Source organism: Geodermatophilus sp. SYSU D01186, assembly GCF_054050215.1.
This window is the reverse complement of record NZ_JBJGYW010000023.1, coordinates 28,011-45,085: the sequence shown is the minus strand read 5'-3', so window position 1 is coordinate 45,085 and position 17,075 is coordinate 28,011. Positions and strand designations below refer to the sequence as shown.

Genomic DNA, 17,075 nt, shown 5'->3' with positions numbered 1-17,075 from the left:
GGACGACGAGGTCCCATGGACGACCACATCCTCGAGATGCGCTCCATCACCAAGACGTTCCCCGGCGTGAAGGCGCTGTCGGACGTGAACCTGAAGGTCCGCCGCGGCGAGATCCACGCCATCTGCGGCGAGAACGGCGCCGGCAAGTCGACGCTGATGAAGGTGCTCTCCGGCGTCTACCCGGCCGGCGACTACGACGGCGAGATCATCTACGACGGTCAGCCGGTCCGCTTCAACGGCATCCGCGACAGCGAGCACGTCGGCATCGTGATCATCCACCAGGAACTCGCCCTGGTGCCCTACCTGTCGATCGCCGAGAACATCTTCCTCGGCAACGAGCGTCGCGGCCGCGGCGGGCTGATCGACTGGAACAAGGCCAACGCCGAGGCCGCCGAGCTGCTCCGGTCCGTGGGCCTGGCGGAGAACCCGGTCACGCCGGTCGGCCAGCTCGGCGTCGGCAAGCAGCAGCTGGTGGAGATCGCCAAGGCGCTGTCCAAGGACGTGCGGCTGCTGATCCTCGACGAGCCGACGGCGGCGCTCAACGACAACGACTCCGCGCACCTGCTCGACCTGCTGCGGCGCCTCCGCGAGCGCGGGATCACCTGCATCATGATCTCGCACAAGCTGAACGAGATCACCGCGGTCTCCGACAACGTGACCGTCATCCGCGACGGCAAGACGGTGGAGACGCTGAGCCTGCACGCCGGCGAGGTCACCCAGGAGCGGATCATCCGGGGGATGGTCGGCCGCGACCTGGACAGCTACTACCCCGAGCGCGAGTCGCACCCCGGCGAGGAGGTGCTGCGCGTCGAGGACTGGACCGTCTGGCACCCCACGCAGGACCGCAAGATCGTCGACGGCGCCACCTTCACCGTCCGCGCCGGCGAGGTCGTCGGCATCGCGGGCCTGATGGGTGCCGGGCGCACCGAGCTGGCCATGAGCATCTTCGGGCGTGCCTACGGGCGGAACATCACCGGACGGATGTTCGTGCACGGCAAGGAGGTCCGGCCGAAGAACGTCGCCGAGGCGATCGACGCCGGCATCGCCTACGCCACCGAGGATCGCAAGCACTACGGCCTCAACCTGATCGAGGACATTCGGCGCAACGTCTCCGCCGCCGCCCTGAACAAGCTCGCCACCAAGGGCTTCGTCAACGGCAACGAGGAGATCAAGGTCGCCGAGGGCTATCGGAAGAGCATGAACGTGAAGGCGCCCAGCGTGACGTCGGTCGTCGGGAAGCTCTCCGGTGGCAACCAACAGAAGGTCGTGCTGTCCAAGTGGCTGTACACCGACCCCGAGGTGCTCATCCTCGACGAGCCCACCCGCGGCATCGACGTGGGGGCGAAGTACGAGATCTACACGATCATCAACCGGCTGGTCGCCGCCGGTAAGGCGGTGCTGGTCATCTCCTCCGAGCTGCCCGAGCTGCTGGGCATCAGCGACCGGATCTACACGCTGTCGGCGGGCCGGATAACCGGCGAGATGCCCGTCGGGCAGGCAACCCAGGAGAACCTGATGGAGCTCATGACCAAGGAGAAGGAGCTCGCGGCATGACCAGGACCGTTCCCCCCTCGTCGGACCCGGAGGCCCAGACCGCCACGGCTCCCAAGGACGTCGCCCCCGCTGTCGCGCTGCACACCGGGACCAGCAACGTCCGCACCCTGCTCACGAGCAACCTGCGCCAGAGCGGCATCTACGTGGCCTTCGTGGTCATCGTCGCGCTGTTCGCGGTGCTGACCGGCGGCACCTCGCTGAGCCCCGGCAACGTCACGAACATCGTCCTGCAGTACAGCTACATCCTGATCCTGGCCATCGGCATGGTGATCGTGATCATCGCCGGGCACATCGACCTGTCCGTCGGGTCGGTGGTCGCGCTCACCGGGGCGGTCTCCGCCGTCCTGGTCATCCGCCAGGGCATGCCGTGGTGGGCCGGTGCGCTGGCCGCGATCGCGGTCGGCCTGGCCATCGGCGCCTGGCAGGGCTTCTGGGTCGCCTACGTCGGCATCCCCGCGTTCATCGTGACCCTCGCCGGCATGCTGCTGTTCCGCGGGCTCACGCTGCAGGTGCTCGACAACATCTCGCTCTCGCCGTTCCCGCCCGGGTACGGCCGCATCGCCAGCGGCTTCCTCAACGGGCTCATCGGCGGCAACGGCTACGACGCGTTCACCCTGCTCATCGGCGCGATCGCCGTCGCGGGCTACGCGTTCAGCAGCTTCCGCACCCGCCTGGCCCGGATCAAGTACCAGCAGCCGGTGGAGAGCTTCCCGCTGTTCGTCGCCAGGATCGTCCTCGTCGGCGCGGTGGTCATGTGGTTCGCCTGGCAGCTGGCGCACGCCCGCGGCCTGCCGATCGTGCTGATCATCCTGGCCGTGCTGATCATCACCTACGGCGTCATCACCAAGCGCACCGTGTTCGGGCGCCAGGTGTACGCGATCGGCGGCAACCTGGCCGCCGCGACGCTGTCCGGCGTCAAGGTCCGGGCGGTCAACTTCTGGATCTTCGTCAACATGGGCTTCCTGGCCGCGGTCGCGGGCATCGTCTTCTCGTCGCGGTCCAACGGCGCCCAGCCCAGCGCCGGCAACATGTTCGAGCTCGACGCGATCGCCGCGTGCTTCATCGGCGGTGCGGCCGTCACCGGTGGTGTCGGCACGGTCGTCGGCGCCATGGTCGGCGGTCTGATCATGGCCGTGATGAGCAACGGCATGCAGCTCATGGGCATCGACCAGTCCATCCAGTCGGTGGTCAAGGGCCTGGTCCTGCTCCTCGCCGTGGCCTTCGACGTCTACAACAAGCGGCGGGCCGGCGCCTCGCGCTGAGTCGCCGGGGCGGTCCCGCGGGGGGCCGCGGGACCGCCCCCGACGGCACGGGGCGACCACACGGGGCAGAGGCGCCCCGTCGACGGGAGGGGTGGACGGTGGAGCCCGAGGGGGCGACCCGCGCGCTGGTCATGTCCGACGTCGCCGCCCGGGCCGGTGTCTCGCACCAGACGGTCTCCCGGGTGATCAACGGGCACCGCAACGTCGCACCGCAGACCCGGGAACGGGTCGAGCGGGCGATCCGGGAGCTCGGCTACCGGCCGAACTCCGCCGCGCGGGCGCTGGTCACCGGCTCGACCCGCACCATCGGCTTCGTCACCGTGAACATCAACCAGTACGGCCCGGCGCAGACGCTGGTCGGGCTGGAGCAGGCCGCGCGCGCCGCCGGCTACTCGCTGTCGGTCACGGTCCTGGACGAGGCGACCGCCGAGGCGATGCGGGCGGCGGTGGACCGGTTCGTCGGCCAGTCGGTCGACGCGGTGGTGGCGCTGGCCACCTACGACGACGCCGCGGAGGCCCTGCACCTCATCGACACGCCGCTCCCCGTGGTCATCGTGCAGAGCGGCGGCGCGGTCGAGGAGCCGGCCGTGGGCGTGGACCAGGTGACCGGGGCGCGGCTGGCCACGCGGCACCTGCTCGGCCTCGGCCACCGCACGGTGCACCACGTGACCGGCCCGGCCGACTCGCAGGAGGCGCGGGACCGCATCGCCGGCTGGCGGGCGGAGCTGTGCGCGCACGGGGTGCCGGTCCCGCCGTACCTGCGCGGGGACTGGACCCCGTCGTCGGGGTACGCCGCCGGCAAGGACCTCGCCGCGCGGGTGCGCGCCGGCGAGGAGGTCACCGCGGTGTTCCTGGCCAACGACCAGATGGCGCTCGGGTTGCTGGCCGCCTTCCACGAGGAGGGGCTGGACGCGCCGCGCGACGTCAGCGTCGTCGGCTTCGACGACCTGCCCGAGGCCCCCTACTTCACCCCGCCGCTGACCACGGTCCGGCAGGACTTCGCCGAGCTCGGCCGCCGCGGGGTGCGGCTGGTGCTCGCGCGGCTCCACGGCGAGGAGCTGCACCCGGACCCGGTGCCGCCGGCGTTGCTGGTCCGCTCGAGCACCGGGCCGGCTCCGCACCGGGCGCCGAACTGAGCACGTGTTAGCGCTAACATCCACATTCCCGGGCGACGTCCGGCGGTCGACCGGATCGCCGGGACGGGCCTGTCACCGGTGACGGAGGGGTCTCCTGACATGACGACGGATGCCGGCGCGGCGATCACCGCAGGCCGCACCGCCCTGGGGATCGAGCTGGGCTCGACCCGCATCAAGGCCGTGCTGATCGGCCCGGACCACGCTCCGCTCGCCGTCGGCACCTCCGACTGGGAGAACCAGTTCGTGGACCGGCTCTGGACGTACTCGCTGGACGCCGTCTGGGCCGGCGTGCAGGAGGGTGTCGCGGCCCTGGCCGACGACGTGCGGCGACGCCACGGGGTGGAGCTCACCACGGTCGGCGGGCTCGGCGTGTCGGCGATGATGCACGGTTACCTGGCGTTCGACGCCGCCGGGGAGCTGCTGACCCCGTTCCGGACCTGGCGCAACACGAACACGGGGGAGTCGGCCGAGCGGCTCAGCGCGGAGTTCGGCGTCAACATCCCGCACCGGTGGAGCGTCGCGCACCTCTACCAGGCGATCCTGGACGGCGAGGAGCACGTCGGCCGGCTGGACCACCTGACGACGCTGGCCGGCTACGTGCACTGGCAGCTCACGGGGGAGAAGGTGCTCGGCGTCGGCGACGCCAGCGGCATGTTCCCGATCGACGGCGACACCGGCGGCTACTCCGCCGCGATGCTGGCCCGGTTCGACCGGCTCGCGGCCGAGGCGGGGGCGCAGCTGACCCTCGCGGACCTGCTGCCGGCGATCGCGCTCGCGGGGCAGCCGGCCGGCACGCTGACGGACGCGGGCGCCGAGCTGCTCGACCCCACCGGGCGGCTGCGGGCCGGCATCCCGCTGTGCCCGCCCGAGGGCGATGCGGGGACGGGGATGGTCGCCACCGGCTCGGTCGCCCCGCGCACCGGCAACGTCTCCGCCGGGACCAGCATCTTCGCCATGGTCGTGCTCGAGCACGAGCTCAGCCGGGCGCACCCCGAGCTCGACCTGGTCACGACGCCGGCCGGGGACCCGGTGGCGATGGTGCACTGCAACAACGGGGCCAGTGAGCTCGACGCGTGGGCCGGGCTGTTCGCCGAGTTCGCCCGGGCCCTGGGGGCCGCCGCCGACCCGTCGGCGGTCTTCGAGACCCTGTTCACCGCCGCGCTCGGTGGGGCCGCCGACTGCGGCGGGCTGCTGGCCTACAACTACCTCTCGGGCGAGCCGATCACCGGCTTCGAGGAGGGGCGGCCGCTCTTCCTGCGGTCCCCGGACAGCACGTTCGACCTGGGCACCTTCATGCGGACACACCTGTTCGCCTCCCTGGCCACCCTGCGGATCGGCATGGACGTCCTGCAGAAGGCCGAGGGCGTGCGGCTGGACCGGATGTTCGCGCACGGGGGCCTGTTCAGGACCCGGGGCGTGGCGCAGCGCTTCCTGGCCGCGGCGATCGACACGCCGGTCTCCGTCGGGGACGTCGCGGCCGAGGGCGGCGCGTGGGGGATGGCCGTCCTCGCAGCCTTCTCGACCCGGCGCTCGCCGGAGCAGACCCTGGCCGACTACCTGGACACCGCCGTCTTCACCGGTACCGAGCTGGAGACCGTCGACCCCGAGCCGGCCGACGTCGCCGGCTTCGACGCGTTCATGCGGCGGTACACCGCGGCACTCCCGGTCCAGCGGGCCGCCGTGGACCACGTGGGCAACGACCACCGACGGGCCGAGCCGCGGCCCGCCGATCCCGACACGACCTCCGCCGCCCTGACCGAGGAGCAGCCGGTATGAGCCTCCCCACCCTGACCGAGCGCGGGACCCACCGCGAGCAGCGCGAGCACGTGGCCCGCCTGCACTCCTACCTGACCCGCTACGAGCTGGTGACCTGGACGTCGGGCAACGTCTCCGAGCGGGTGCCCGGCGAGGACCTGTTCGTGATCAAGGGCAGCGGCGTCGAGTACGACGAGCTGACCTGGGAGGGCGTCACCGTCTGCGACCTCGACGGCAACGCCGTGGACGGCGTGAAGAAGCCCTCCAGCGACACCGACGCGCACGCCTACGTCTACCGGAACATGCCCGAGGTCAACGGCCAGGTGCACACGCACAGCCCGTACGCCACGGCCTGGGCGGCGCGCGCCGAGCCGATCCCGTGCGTGCTGACCGCGATGGCCGACGAGTTCGGCGGCCCCATCCCGGTCGGGCCGTTCGCGCTGATCGGCGACGACTCGATCGGCCAGGGGATCGTGGCCACGCTGTCGGGCTCCCGCTCCCCGGCGGTGCTCATGCGCAACCACGGCGTGTTCACCATCGGCCCGTCGGCGAAGGCCGCGGTGAAGGCCGCCGTCATGACCGAGGACGTCGCCCGCACGGTGCACTTCTCGCGCCAGCTCGGCGAGCCGCTGCCGATCGCCCAGGCCGACGTCGACTCCTTGTACACGCGCTACCAGAACGTCTACGGACAGTGAGGAAGGCTTGATGCGCACGGACCCGTTCACCGGGCACGAGCTGTGGTTCCTGACGGGCAGCCAGGGGCTGTACGGCGAGGAGACGCTCCAGCAGGTCGCCGAGCAGTCCCAGCGCGTCGCCGCCGCGCTCGACCAGGCCGGTGAGGTCCCGATCCGGGTGGTCTGGAAGCCGGTCCTGACCGACGCCGGCGCCATCCGGCGGGCGATGGGCGAGGCCAACGAGGACCCCTCGTGCGTCGGCGTCATCACCTGGATGCACACCTTCTCCCCGGCGAAGATGTGGATCTCCGGGCTGGACGCGCTGCGCAAGCCGCTGCTGCACCTGCACACCCAGGCCGACGCCGCCCTGCCGTGGGCGACGATCGACATGGACTTCATGAACCTCAACCAGGCCGCCCACGGCGACCGCGAGTACGGGTTCATCCTGACCCGGCTGCGGATGCCGCGGACGACGGTCGCCGGGCACGTGGACACCCCGCGGGTCAAGGCGCGGGTGGGCTCCTGGGCGCGCGCCGCAGCCGCCGCGGCGGCGGTACGGTCGCTCAAGCTGGCCCGGTTCGGCGACAACATGCGCAACGTCGCGGTGACCGAGGGCGACAAGGTGGAGGCGGAGATCCGCTTCGGCGTCTCGGTGAACACCTGGGGCGTCAACGACCTGGTCGCCGTGGTGGACGCCGTCGAGGACTCCGCCGTCGACGCGCTGGTCGCCGAGTACGGCGACCTCTACGAGTTCGCCGACGACGCCCGCCCGGGCGGGGGGCAGCACGAGGCGGTGCGCTACCAGGCCCGCATCGAGGCCGCGCTGCGCACCTTCCTCGAGGACGGCGGCTTCGGCGCGTTCACCACGAACTTCGAGGACCTCGGGGGGCTGCGCCAGCTCCCGGGCATCGCCGTCCAGCGGCTGATGGCCGACGGCTACGGCTTCGGCGGCGAGGGCGACTGGAAGACCTCGGTGCTGCTGCACACCCTCAAGGTCGCCGCCCACGGGCTGCCGGGCGGCACCTCGTTCATGGAGGACTACACCTACCACCTGGCCACCGACACCCCGAAGATCCTCGGCGCCCACATGCTCGAGGTCTGCCCGACGATCGCCGGTGAGCGGCCGCGGGTCGAGGTGCACCCGCTGTCGATCGGCGGCCGCGAGGACCCGGCCCGGCTGGTGTTCACCGCGGCCCCGGGCGAGGGCGTCGTCGTCGGCTGGTGCGACCTGGGTGACCGGTTCCGCTGGGTGGCCAACGAGATCGACGTCGTCGAGCCCGACGAGCCGCTGCCGAACCTGCCCGTCGCCCGCGCCGTCTGGGAGCCCCGGCCGGACTTCGAGACGGCGACCGAGGGTTGGCTGACCGCCGGCGGCCCGCACCACACGGTGCTGTCGACCGCTCTCGGTGCCGACGAGCTGATCGACCTGGCCGAGGTGTTCTCCACCGAGCTGGTCGTGATCGACGCCGACACCACGCGCCGGTCGCTGGCCAAGGAGCTGCGCTGGAGCGCGGCCTACCACCGGCTGGCGCAGGGGCTCTAGCCGCCGGACGGCGTCCCTCCCCGGACCGACCTGCTCCTGCGGTGCTCGTGCTGTGCCCACCACGGTGGGCAGAGCACGAGCTTCCCGGGACGGGGTTGCCCGCCAGCGGGTGACCCGGCCGCGCCGACGGTCAGAGCGGGACCCGCGACACCGGGCACGACATGCACCGCGGGCCGCCGCGGCCGCTGCCGAGCTCCGAGCCGGCGATCCGGACCACCTCGATCCCGGCGGCCTCCAGCGCGGCGTTGGTGACGGTGTTGCGCTCGTAGGCCACGGTCAGCCGCGGGGCCAGCGCGAGGGTGTTGTTGCCGTCGTCCCACTGCTCGCGCTCGGCGGTGACCGGGTCCAGGCCGGTGTCGATCAGCCGCAGCCGGTCGATCCCCATCGCCGCGGCCGCCGCCTCGAGGAACGGCGCGGGACCGCGGACGGCGAGGTCCGTGGTGTCGTCGTCGTCCGGCGGCTCGTCCCCGGCGGTGACCGTCCAGGCCACCAGGGAGTCGGCGACCGCGGGGTACATGACGAACGCGTCGACGTCGACCATCGTCGCGATGGTGTCCAGGTGCATCGTCGCCCGCTCCTGCGCGATGGGGACCACCAGCACGGTGTGCGCCAGCCCGCGGGCGAAGGCCCGCCGGGCCAGCCGCTCCGCCCCGCCGGCCGTCGTCCGCTCGCCCACGCCCACGGCCACGACCCCGGGGGCGAGGAGCAGCACGTCCCCGCCCTCGAGGTGCTCCAGGGAGGCGTCGTAGAGCTGCTCGGCGCCGGCGAACCGTGGGTGGTGGGCGTAGATCGCGGCGGTGATCGTGCTCTCGCGGTGCCGGGCGGGCATCGCGAGCGACGTGACGGCGACCTGGTCGCCGACCCACACCGACGAGTCACGGGTGAACAGCAGGTTCGGCAGCGGCCGGACGACGAAGTCGCCGCGGCCCATCAGCTCGAAGGACAGGCCGCGGGCGCCGGGCAGCTCGTCGTGCGCCAGCCCGGCGATGAGGGCCGCGGCGAGGTCGGTGGGGGAGAGGTCGGCCAGGTGCGCGGCGGCGGTCCGCTTCAGCGTGGCCCCCAGCCGCGGGTCGTCGACCGCGGCGGTGACGAGCTCGTGCCGCGCCGCGGGGACGGTCAGCACCTCGGCCAGCAGCCGGTCCAGGTACAGCACCTCCACCCCGCGCGCGGTCAGCTCCGCGGCGAACGCGTCGTGCTCGTCCTGCGCCCGCCGCACCCACGGGACGCCGTCGAACAGCAGCTGGTCGTTGTTGCGCGGGGTCAGCCGGCGCAGCTCGGCGCCCGGGCGGTGCAGCAGCACCGTCCGCAGCGGCCCGACCTCGCTGGTCGCGCCCGGGACGGCGGTCTCGACGGCGGTCTCGACGGCGGTCATGGGGCGAGGCTGGCACAGGCGGCGCCCCGGGGCCGCCCGTCCGCCGTCACCGCAGGGTGGCGACCTCCTCCGCGCGCACGGTGAGGGCGTAGATCACCAGCACGTCGAACGCGATCACCAGCGCCGACCAGACCGGGTAGGCCGGGAGGAACGCCAGGTGCACGAGCGCGCTGACGGCGGCGAACACGACCGCCGCCATGCGGGCGAAGCGGCTGCCGTGCAGCACGCCCGCGCCCACGACGATCGCGGCGATGCCCAGGATGACGTGCAGCCAGCCCCAGAGGGCGTAGTCGGCGGTGACGACGAGCGCGGTGGACCGGACCAGGTAGAAGTCGTCGTTGAGGAGTGCCGTGACCCCCTCCATCACCGAGAAGAGGCCGATCAGCACGAGCAGGACGGCGGCGAAGGTGACCCACGCCGCCCAGCCGGTCGCCCGGTCACCGGAGCCGTAGCGGCCGACGTGGGCCTCGGCCTGCCAGTTCGCCTCCCAGTGCTCCTGGCCTGCGCTCGCCATGGCGCTGCCTCCTCCCGGGCAGGACCGCCCCGCCCGATGGGCCGAGCCTCGCGGGCGACGGGGGCCGGGCGCCTCATGCGGAACGGACGATGCGCCGTCCCACCCGGCCGAGTGGCCGGGCATGCTCGACCGGTGGCCCGCCTCCGGTTCGACGGCTGGATCCTCGGCGTCGGCACGACGTCGGGCACCCGGCTGGTCGTCGGGCACTGGCCCCGGTCCCCGTTCGGGCCGCTGTCCGACGTCATGGTGCAGCGCCCCGACGGCACCCGGGTGCTGCTCGCCCCGTCGTCCGCGGCCGGCGACTTCATCGCCGCGACGTACACCTTCGACGAGGTGCTGCCGGCCGACGTGGTCGTGGCCCGGCCGGACGCCGCGACCTGGACGGTGACGGCCGGCCCGCTGCGGCTGTGGGCCCGCACCGGGCGCCGGTCGCCGCTCGGGTGGCTGCTGCGCGCCGTCCCCGCGCCCCTGGCCCGCGCCCCGGCGTGGGTGGGGCTGCTCGACCGGCCGGCCCGGGTGCTCGCCGGGCTGCGGACGACCGGTTCGGCCGGCAACGGGCGCACCGAGTGGTACGGGGTCCAGGACCTGCACACGGTGACGGCGGCCCAGGCCGTGTGGGACGGCGCGCCGCTGGGGGCGCTCACCCGGGTGCGGCCGCCGGTCACCTTCGGGTTCGGCTCGGTGCCGCCGGCGCCGAGCCTGGCCCGGGTGACGACGACGGTGCACCTGCCGGACGGCTGACCTGCGGCGGTGTCAGGCGGACCTCGGCGCCGAGCGCTTCCGGCGGGGGCGGGTGGCCGTCTCCTCGGGCACCCGGGCCAGGTGCGAGTCGCTTCAGTCGGGCAGCAGGACGCCGGGGTTGCAGACGCCGCGCGGATCCAGTCGCTGCTTGACCGCCCGCAGCACGTCGACGCCGAGCGGGCCGATCTCGCGCTCCAGCCACGGGCGGTGGTCGGCGCCCACGGCGTGGTGGTGGGTGAGGGTGCCGCCGGCGGCCACCAGCGCGTCGGTCACCGCCCGCTTGGCGACCAGCCACTGCTGGATGGGGAGGTCGTCGTCGCGGTCGGCCAGCACGGTGACGTACAGCGAGGCCCCGGTGGCGTAGCCGTGCGAGACGTGGCTGAGCACCAGCGGCGTCCGGCCCCGGCTGCCGAGCGACTCGCGCAGCGCCCGGCGGACGGCGTCGTAGACCCCCGGCAGCTCGGACCAGGTGGCCGCCGTCTCCAGGGTCTCGACCAGCAGGCCGGCGTCCATCAGCGAGTCGCGCAGGTAGGGCGCGCCGAAGCGGTGCTTCCGCCACGACTCGCCGACCCGCCGGCCGACCCGCACGGCCCCGCCGTCCCGCAGCACGGACGCCGCGGCCTGCGTGCGGGCCCGCACCAGCTGCGGCAGCCCCTCCCAGCCGACCACGAGCAGGCAGCCGGCGCCGCGCCGCCGGGCGCGCAGCGAGCCGCGCAGGGCCCGCGCGCCGGCCCCGCCGCTCATCAGCAGGCTGGCCCGGGTCTCGTCGGGGTCGGACAGCCGGACGACGTCGGGGAGCAGGTCGTGGCGCGCCAGCCGCTGCAGCGCGGCGAGCCCTGCCGCCCACGAGCGGAACGACCAGCCCTCGTAGCGGCCGGCCCGCGTCCTGGGCCGCACTCGCAGCCGCAGCTCGGTGATGATGCCGAGCGCGCCCTCGGAGCCCAGCGCGAGGCCGAGCAGGTCCGGCCCGGCCGCCGAGGCCGGCGGGTGCCCGAGCTCCAGCACGCCGGTGGGCGTGGCCAGCGTCAGCCCGGCCACGAGGTCGTCGAAGCGGCCCAGCCCGGTGGACGCCTGCCCCGCCGACCGGGTCGCCGCGTAGCCGCCGAGGGTGGCGAACTCCCAGCTCTGCGGCAGGTGGCCGAGGGTGAGGCCGTGCCCGCCCAGGTGCTCCTCCAGCGCCGGCCCGCGCATCCCGGGCCCGACGGTGACGAGGGACGACGGCACGTCGAGGCCGGTCACCTCCGCCATGCGGGCCAGGTCGACCGAGATCGACGGCCGGTCGTCGGCGTCGACGCCCGAGAGCCCGCCGACCACGCTGGTGCCGCCGCCGAAGGGCACGACGACGACACCCATCTCGCTGCACAGCGCCAGCAGCGCGGCGGTCTCCGCGGTGCTGGCGGGGGCGACGACGGCGTCGGGGGCGTCGGAGGCGTCGCCCTCCCGACGGCGCAGCAGGTCCAGGTAGCTCTTGCCGCCGGCGTGCCGCAGCCGGCTGTCGCGGTCGGTGCGCACGTGCTCCTCGCCGAGCAGCTCGACCAGCCGCAGCCGGCACTCCTCGGCCAGCCGGGAGGGCGCCAGCCGGACCTCGCCCACCGGGACCGGCGGGGTGGGCCGCGGCGTCCAGTCCAGCTCCCGGGCCAGGTGTTTGCGGGCGGCCTTGGGCAGCACCTCGGCCAGCGGCGGGAAGGGCGCGAGCTCGAGCGTGCCCTCCTCGCCGTCCCGCCCGACGGCCACCGTCGCGTCGCGGGGGCGGGTGGGGGCGCCCCAGCCCTGGATCGTCAGTTCGGGCTGATCCGGCACGGCTACAGTCTGCCGGTGCGCAGCGGGGGACCTGCCGACGGCGCCGGTGTGCTCTCCGCCGCACGCCGGGTCGCGGACCTCGACGCCGTGGCCGGCGGCTGGGTCGACGTGGTGGTCGTCGGCGGCGGCGTGACCGGCGCCGGCGTGGCCCTCGACGCCGCCTCTCGGGGGCTGTCGGTCGCGCTGCTGGAGCGCACCGACCTCGCCGCGGGCACCAGCCGCTGGTCGTCGAAGCTGGTGCACGGCGGGCTCCGCTACCTGGCCCACGGCGAGTTCGCGCTGGCGCGGGAGAGCGCCCGCGAGCGCGCCGTCCTCATGGGGGCGACCGCCCCCCACCTGGTGCGCCCGCTGGCCTTCCTCGTGCCCGACGCGGCCGGGCGCGCCGCCAGCGCGCTGGCCGGTGTCGGGGGCCGGCTGGGGGACGCCGTCCGGACGTCGGTGCCCGGCGGGCGCGGCTCGCTGCCGGGCACCCGCCGGGTGGACGCCGCCGAGCTGGCCCGGCTGACCCCGGGCGTGCGCGGGCGCCGCGGCGGGCTGGTGTTCTGGGACGGCCAGCTCACCGACGACGCCCGGCTGGTGGTCGCCCTGGCCCGGACGGCGGCCGAGTGCGGGGCGCGGGTGCTGACCGGCGCGGCGGTCCGGGCGGTGGACGGCGCCGACGTGCACGTGGAGACCGACGACGGGGAGGCGCTGTCACTGCGGGCCGGCGTGGTCGTCAACGCGACCGGCGTCTGGGCGCAGCGCCTGGCCCCCGGGGTGCGCCTCGTGCCGTCCCGCGGGTCGCACCTGGTGGTCCCGGCCGCGCGGCTGGGCTCGCCGTCGGCGGCGCTGACCGTGCCGCTGCCCGGATCGCGGTCGCGGTACGTCTTCGCGCTGCCGCAGCCGGACGGGCTGGTGTACCTGGGGCTCACCGACGAGCCGGTGCCCGGCCCGGCCGGCGACGAGGACCCGGTGCCCGACGACGCCGAGGTGACGCACCTGCTGGACACGGTCAACCAGGTGCTCGCCGAGCCGCTGACCCGCGCCGACGTGGTGGGCGCCTACGCCGGGCTGCGGCCGCTGGTGCTGCCCGCCTCGGCCGGCGCCGGCCCCGGGAACGCGACCGCCGACCTCTCCCGGCGGCACCTGCTGCGCTGGGACGGACCCGTCCTCACCCTCGTCGGCGGCAAGCTGACCACCTACCGCGCCATGGCCGAGCAGGCCGTCGACGCCGTGGTGACGCGGCTCGGCCGCGGCGCCCGCCGGTCGGACACCGCCCGCCTGCCGCTGGTCGGTGCCGCCCCGCGCCGCGCGCTGGACCGGGTCGAGGCGCCGCAGCGGCTGGTCGCGCGGTACGGCACCGAGGCGCCGGTCGTCGCGGGGCTCGGCGCCGACCCGGTGGTGGCGGGGCGGCCGGAGACGCTCGGGGAGCTGCGGTTCGCGGTCCGGGCCGAGGGTGCGCGGACCGTGGCCGACCTGCTGGACCGCCGGGTGCGGATCGGCCTGGTGCCGGCCGACCGCGAGCGCGCCGTCCCGGTGGCCCAGCGGGTGCTCGCCGACGAACTCTGACCGCTCAGGCGGCCGGCTGCCGGCGCGCGTGCACGTCCAGGGCGGTCAGCCCGCGCCGGACGCCGACCGCCACCGCGCCCATGGCGAAGAACCCCTCCTCGTCGGAGACCGTCGCGGTGCGCAGCAGCGCGACCAGCCGGTCGAGCGCGGCGGTGGCAGTCGCGATGCGGCCGTCCCGCTCGTCGGGCGTCGTCCCGTCCGCGCGGTGGTACGGGGTGGCGACCACGCCGGCCAGGCCGTCGAGGGCGTCGGCGAGCGCCCGGCCGGTGCCGGCGTCCACGTGGTCGACGGCCCGGCGGTGCGGCTGGAACTCCACGACCAGCGAGATGAGGTCGTCGACGAGGACGGCGACGCGGTCCACCGCCCGGGACTCGGCGCGGATGCCCGCCGCCCGGCCCCGCCACCGGCGGGCCCGCGGGTTGGCTCGGCGCGCCCGCTCCACCTGGGCCTCGGCCGCGCGCATCCGGTCCAGCTCCCGGTCCAGCCGCCCGGCCCGGCGGGCCCACTCGGCGGCGTCGGGCACCCGGCCCTCGTGCAGAGTCGCCGCGATCTCGCGCAGGTGGTCGGCGAGCGCCTGGCGGGTGCGGGTGATCTGCTCGACGGCGTTGGTCAGCTGCAGGGGCGGGAACAGCACGGTGGTGACCAGGACGCCGATCGCCGCACCCAGCAGCGTCAGGCCCGCGTAGCGCAGCACGTAGGCGTCGGGGTCGTCGAGGCCCACCGTGAGCATGAGGACGGCGGCGAAGCTGACCCAGCTGGCCTGCTCGCGCCACAGCCCCCACTGCTCGACGGCGATCGCCAGCGCCACGATCAGCGCGATGGTCAGGGCGCTGGGCACCGGGCGGGTGAGCTCGTAGACCGCGACGGCCAGCCCGAAGCCGGTGAGGATCGCCAGCACGCTGCGCCAGGCGGCGCTGGCCGAGTCGGCGATCGTGGGGTGGACGGCGATGACCGCGCCCAGCGGGGCGTAGTACGCGTAGTCCGACAGCATCGGGGGGAGCAGGCCGGCGGCCTGCCAGGCCAGCCCGGCCGCGACGGCCGCACGCACGCCCCGCTGCACGGCCGGCCGGCGCAGCTGCGCCCAGAGGATCCCCACGGGGACCCAGGATGACCGTTGCCCGCCCCGGGCGCGGGCCGGGGGAGGGTGACGCTGGTCGCGGTTCAGTCCGCCGGCTCCTCCCCGGGCAGTGCGTCCAGCGCCGCGAGTGCCCGCTCCACCCCGACCGCCACCGCGCTCAGGGCGAGCAGGCCCGGGTCCTCGTCGAGCGTGGTGGCCCGCAGCCGGTCGACGAGGGCGGTCAGCGCCTCGCCGGCGACCTGGACCCGGTGGTCGCGGTCGTCGGGCCGGACCGCGTCCGCGGCGTGGTACGGCGTCCGGACCACCCCGGCCAGGCCCTCGAGGGCGTCGGCGAGGCGCCGGGCGGTGCCCAGGTCAGGCCGCTCACCGCCGCGCAGGTGCGGCTGGTACTCCGCCACCAGGGCGGTGACGTCGTCGAGCAGGACCGCGACGCGGTCCAGGGCGCGGGACTCGTCCCGGATGCGCGCGGCCGGCTCCTGCCAGCGGCGGGCCCGCGGGTTCGCGCGCCGAGCGCGCTCGACCGTCCGCTCGGCGTCGCGCATCGCGTCGAGGGCGGCGCGCAGGGCGGCGCCGTGGGCCCGCTCGTCTTCGGTCGTGGGGGTCCGGTCGGCGCGCAGCTCGGCGGCGGTCCGGCTCAGGTGCTCGGCGACCAGGTGCCGGGTGCGGGTGATCTGGGCGGTGGCACGGGTCAGCTGCAGCGGAGGGAACAGCGCCGTGGTCACCAGCACCCCGATCGCCGCGCCGAGCAGCACCAGCCCGGCGTAGGCGAGGACGAAGTCGGAGGCGTCGCCGCTGGTGCCGATGGTGAGGGTGAAGACGGCGGCGACGCTCACCCAGCCGGCGCCCTCGCCGAGCACCCGCCACCGCTCGAGCGCCACGGCCACCGCGACCAGCGTCGCCAGCGTCAGCGCCGTCGGGAGGTGGCCGGGGAGCGCGGCGACGCCCGTGGCGAGCCCCGCGCCCAGGAGGATCGCGAGCACGGTCCGCCAGGAGGCGCTGGCCGAGTCGGCGATGGTGGGGTGGACGGCGATGATCGCGCCGAGCGGCGCGTAGTACGCGTAGGCCGGGAACGGCGCCGGGAGCAGCACGGCGACCTGCCAGGCCAGCCCCGCCGCGATCGCCGCGCGGATCCCGCGCTGGACCGTCGAGTCGCGCAGCAGCGCACGCAGGGACGTCACGGGTCCCCAGCCTCGCAACCGCCTGCACCCCGGGCCAGACCGTCCCATCACGTGAGAAGCCAGTTCCACCATGTGGACGCGGCGGTGCAGGCTGGGCCCGTGGACACCTACACGCACGGGCACGCCGACTCCGTCCTGCAGTCCCACCGCTGGCGCACCGCGGAGAACTCCGCTCCGCACCTGCTGCCGCACCTGCGACCCGGACTCGACCTGCTCGACGTGGGCTGCGGCCCGGGCACGATCACCGTCGACCTCGCCGCCCGCGTGGCCCCGGGGCGGGTGGTCGGGCTGGACCTCTCGCCGGCACCGCTCGAGGAGGCCCGCGCGGCGGCGGCCGCGGCCGGGGTCGACGTGACCTTCGCGGTCGGCGACGGCTACGCCCTCGACGCGCCCGACGACTCCTTCGACGTCGTCCACGCCCACCAGGTGCTCCAGCACCTCACCGACCCGGTCGCCGCGCTGCGGGAGATGGCGCGGGTGTGCCGGCCGGGCGGGGTGGTCGCCGTCCGGGACGTCGACCACGCCACGTTCACCTGGTTCCCCGCCGACGCGGGCCTGGACCGGTGGCTGGAGCTCTACCACGCCGTCGCCCGCCACAACGCGGCCGAGCCCGACGCCGGACGCCGGCTGCTGGCCTGGGCGCACGCCGCGGGGCTGCGCGACGTCACCGCGACGGCGTCGTCCTGGTGCTACGCCTCGCCGGCCGAACGGCAGTGGTGGGGCACCTCCTGGGCCGGCCGCGCGACGGCGTCGGCGTTCGCGGAGCAGGCGGTCGCCTACGGGCTGGCCACCCCCGACGAGCTCGAGGGGGTCGCCGCCGCGTGGCTGCGCTGGGCCGGGGCGGACGACGGCTGGCTGGGGATGATGCACGGCGAGCTGCTGATCCGGCTCTGAGCCAGGCGGCTCTGCGGGCGTCCCTC

The 17,075-nt window shown here is 75.0% G+C and carries 14 protein-coding genes; 9 read left to right on the top strand and 5 right to left on the bottom strand.

The genetic code is table 11. The features are described from left to right. Positions 1-15 precede the first annotated feature (15 nt). The 6 genes from mmsA to araA all read left to right on the top strand — a co-directional run bounded on the left by mmsA (position 16) and on the right by araA (position 7,924). The gene (gene mmsA, locus ACI784_RS17025) at positions 16-1,554 is read left to right on the top strand and encodes a multiple monosaccharide ABC transporter ATP-binding protein (protein WP_456925250.1); all 1,539 of its coding nucleotides are present in this window, start codon (positions 16-18) and stop codon (positions 1,552-1,554) included. After that, on the top strand, positions 1,551-2,816 hold the full coding sequence (gene mmsB / locus ACI784_RS17020) for a multiple monosaccharide ABC transporter permease (protein ID WP_456925251.1): 1,266 nt from the start codon (positions 1,551-1,553) through the stop codon (positions 2,814-2,816). The genes mmsA and mmsB overlap by 4 nt, the downstream gene beginning before the upstream one ends. A 98-nt stretch (positions 2,817-2,914) precedes the next feature. Next, positions 2,915-3,952: a LacI family DNA-binding transcriptional regulator gene (locus ACI784_RS17015; RefSeq protein ID WP_456922823.1), complete on the top strand. Its 1,038-nt coding sequence runs from the start codon at positions 2,915-2,917 to the stop codon at positions 3,950-3,952. A gap of 99 nt (positions 3,953-4,051) precedes the next feature. Then, entirely contained in the window at positions 4,052-5,728 is a 1,677-nt protein-coding gene (locus ACI784_RS17010) for a xylulokinase (protein ID WP_457014244.1), read from the top strand. Next, entirely contained in the window at positions 5,725-6,402 is a 678-nt protein-coding gene (locus tag ACI784_RS17005) for an L-ribulose-5-phosphate 4-epimerase (RefSeq protein ID WP_457014243.1), read from the top strand. Before ACI784_RS17010 ends, ACI784_RS17005 begins: the two co-directional genes overlap by 4 nt. Positions 6,403-6,412: 10 nt before the next feature. Next, entirely contained in the window at positions 6,413-7,924 is a 1,512-nt protein-coding gene (araA, locus tag ACI784_RS17000; protein WP_457014242.1) for an L-arabinose isomerase, read from the top strand. Between the two features lie 130 nt (positions 7,925-8,054). Here the strand turns inward: araA and ACI784_RS16995 are convergent, their stop codons facing one another. Both ACI784_RS16995 and ACI784_RS16990 read right to left on the bottom strand, forming a co-directional pair. Beyond that, entirely contained in the window at positions 8,055-9,296 is a 1,242-nt protein-coding gene (locus tag ACI784_RS16995) for an arginine deiminase (RefSeq protein WP_456922818.1), read from the bottom strand. A 46-nt stretch (positions 9,297-9,342) separates the two neighbouring features. Then, the gene (locus ACI784_RS16990) at positions 9,343-9,810 is read right to left on the bottom strand and encodes a DUF7144 family membrane protein (protein WP_456922817.1); all 468 of its coding nucleotides are present in this window, start codon (positions 9,808-9,810) and stop codon (positions 9,343-9,345) included. Positions 9,811-9,942: 132 nt separating this feature from the next. On the opposite strand from ACI784_RS16990, the gene ACI784_RS16985 reads away from it, so the two are divergent. Next, positions 9,943-10,551, top strand: coding sequence for a hypothetical protein (locus tag ACI784_RS16985; RefSeq protein ID WP_457014241.1), 609 nt, complete (start codon positions 9,943-9,945; stop codon positions 10,549-10,551). A gap of 93 nt (positions 10,552-10,644) precedes the next feature. Here the strand turns inward: ACI784_RS16985 and ACI784_RS16980 are convergent, their stop codons facing one another. Then, positions 10,645-12,351 carry an FAD-binding oxidoreductase gene (locus ACI784_RS16980; protein WP_457014240.1) on the bottom strand — a complete coding sequence of 569 codons (1,707 nt, stop codon included), beginning with the start codon at positions 12,349-12,351 and terminating at the stop codon, positions 10,645-10,647. 15 nt (positions 12,352-12,366) lie between these two features. On the opposite strand from ACI784_RS16980, the gene ACI784_RS16975 reads away from it, so the two are divergent. Next, a complete protein-coding gene (locus ACI784_RS16975) occupies positions 12,367-13,899 on the top strand; it encodes a glycerol-3-phosphate dehydrogenase/oxidase (RefSeq protein WP_457014239.1) in 1,533 nt (510 codons plus the stop codon). Between the two features lie 4 nt (positions 13,900-13,903). Here the strand turns inward: ACI784_RS16975 and ACI784_RS16970 are convergent, their stop codons facing one another. Both ACI784_RS16970 and ACI784_RS16965 read right to left on the bottom strand, forming a co-directional pair. Then, the gene (locus ACI784_RS16970; protein ID WP_457014238.1) at positions 13,904-14,995 is read right to left on the bottom strand and encodes an FUSC family protein; all 1,092 of its coding nucleotides are present in this window, start codon (positions 14,993-14,995) and stop codon (positions 13,904-13,906) included. A gap of 65 nt (positions 14,996-15,060) precedes the next feature. After that, the gene (locus ACI784_RS16965; RefSeq protein WP_457014237.1) at positions 15,061-16,155 is read right to left on the bottom strand and encodes an FUSC family protein; all 1,095 of its coding nucleotides are present in this window, start codon (positions 16,153-16,155) and stop codon (positions 15,061-15,063) included. Between the two features lie 99 nt (positions 16,156-16,254). Here ACI784_RS16965 and ACI784_RS16960 point away from each other — a divergent pair, with 99 nt between their 5' ends. Next, positions 16,255-17,049 (top strand): methyltransferase domain-containing protein, encoded by a 795-nt coding sequence (locus tag ACI784_RS16960; protein ID WP_457014236.1) that lies wholly within the window; start codon positions 16,255-16,257, stop codon positions 17,047-17,049. The last annotated feature ends 26 nt before the right edge of the window (positions 17,050-17,075 follow it).

Bases quoted from the DNA above. Each gene is read 5' to 3' on its own strand.
- mmsA (WP_456925250.1), top strand. From the start codon at position 16: ATGGACGACCACATCCTCGAGATGCGCTCCATCACCAAGACGTTCCCC.
- mmsB (WP_456925251.1), top strand. From the start codon at position 1,551: ATGACCAGGACCGTTCCCCCCTCGTCGGACCCGGAGGCCCAGACCGCC.
- ACI784_RS17010 (WP_457014244.1), top strand. From the start codon at position 4,052: ATGACGACGGATGCCGGCGCGGCGATCACCGCAGGCCGCACCGCCCTG.
- ACI784_RS17005 (WP_457014243.1), top strand. From the start codon at position 5,725: ATGAGCCTCCCCACCCTGACCGAGCGCGGGACCCACCGCGAGCAGCGC.
- araA (WP_457014242.1), top strand. From the start codon at position 6,413: ATGCGCACGGACCCGTTCACCGGGCACGAGCTGTGGTTCCTGACGGGC.
- ACI784_RS16995 (WP_456922818.1), bottom strand. From the start codon at position 9,296: ATGACCGCCGTCGAGACCGCCGTCGAGACCGCCGTCCCGGGCGCGACC.
- ACI784_RS16990 (WP_456922817.1), bottom strand. From the start codon at position 9,810: ATGGCGAGCGCAGGCCAGGAGCACTGGGAGGCGAACTGGCAGGCCGAG.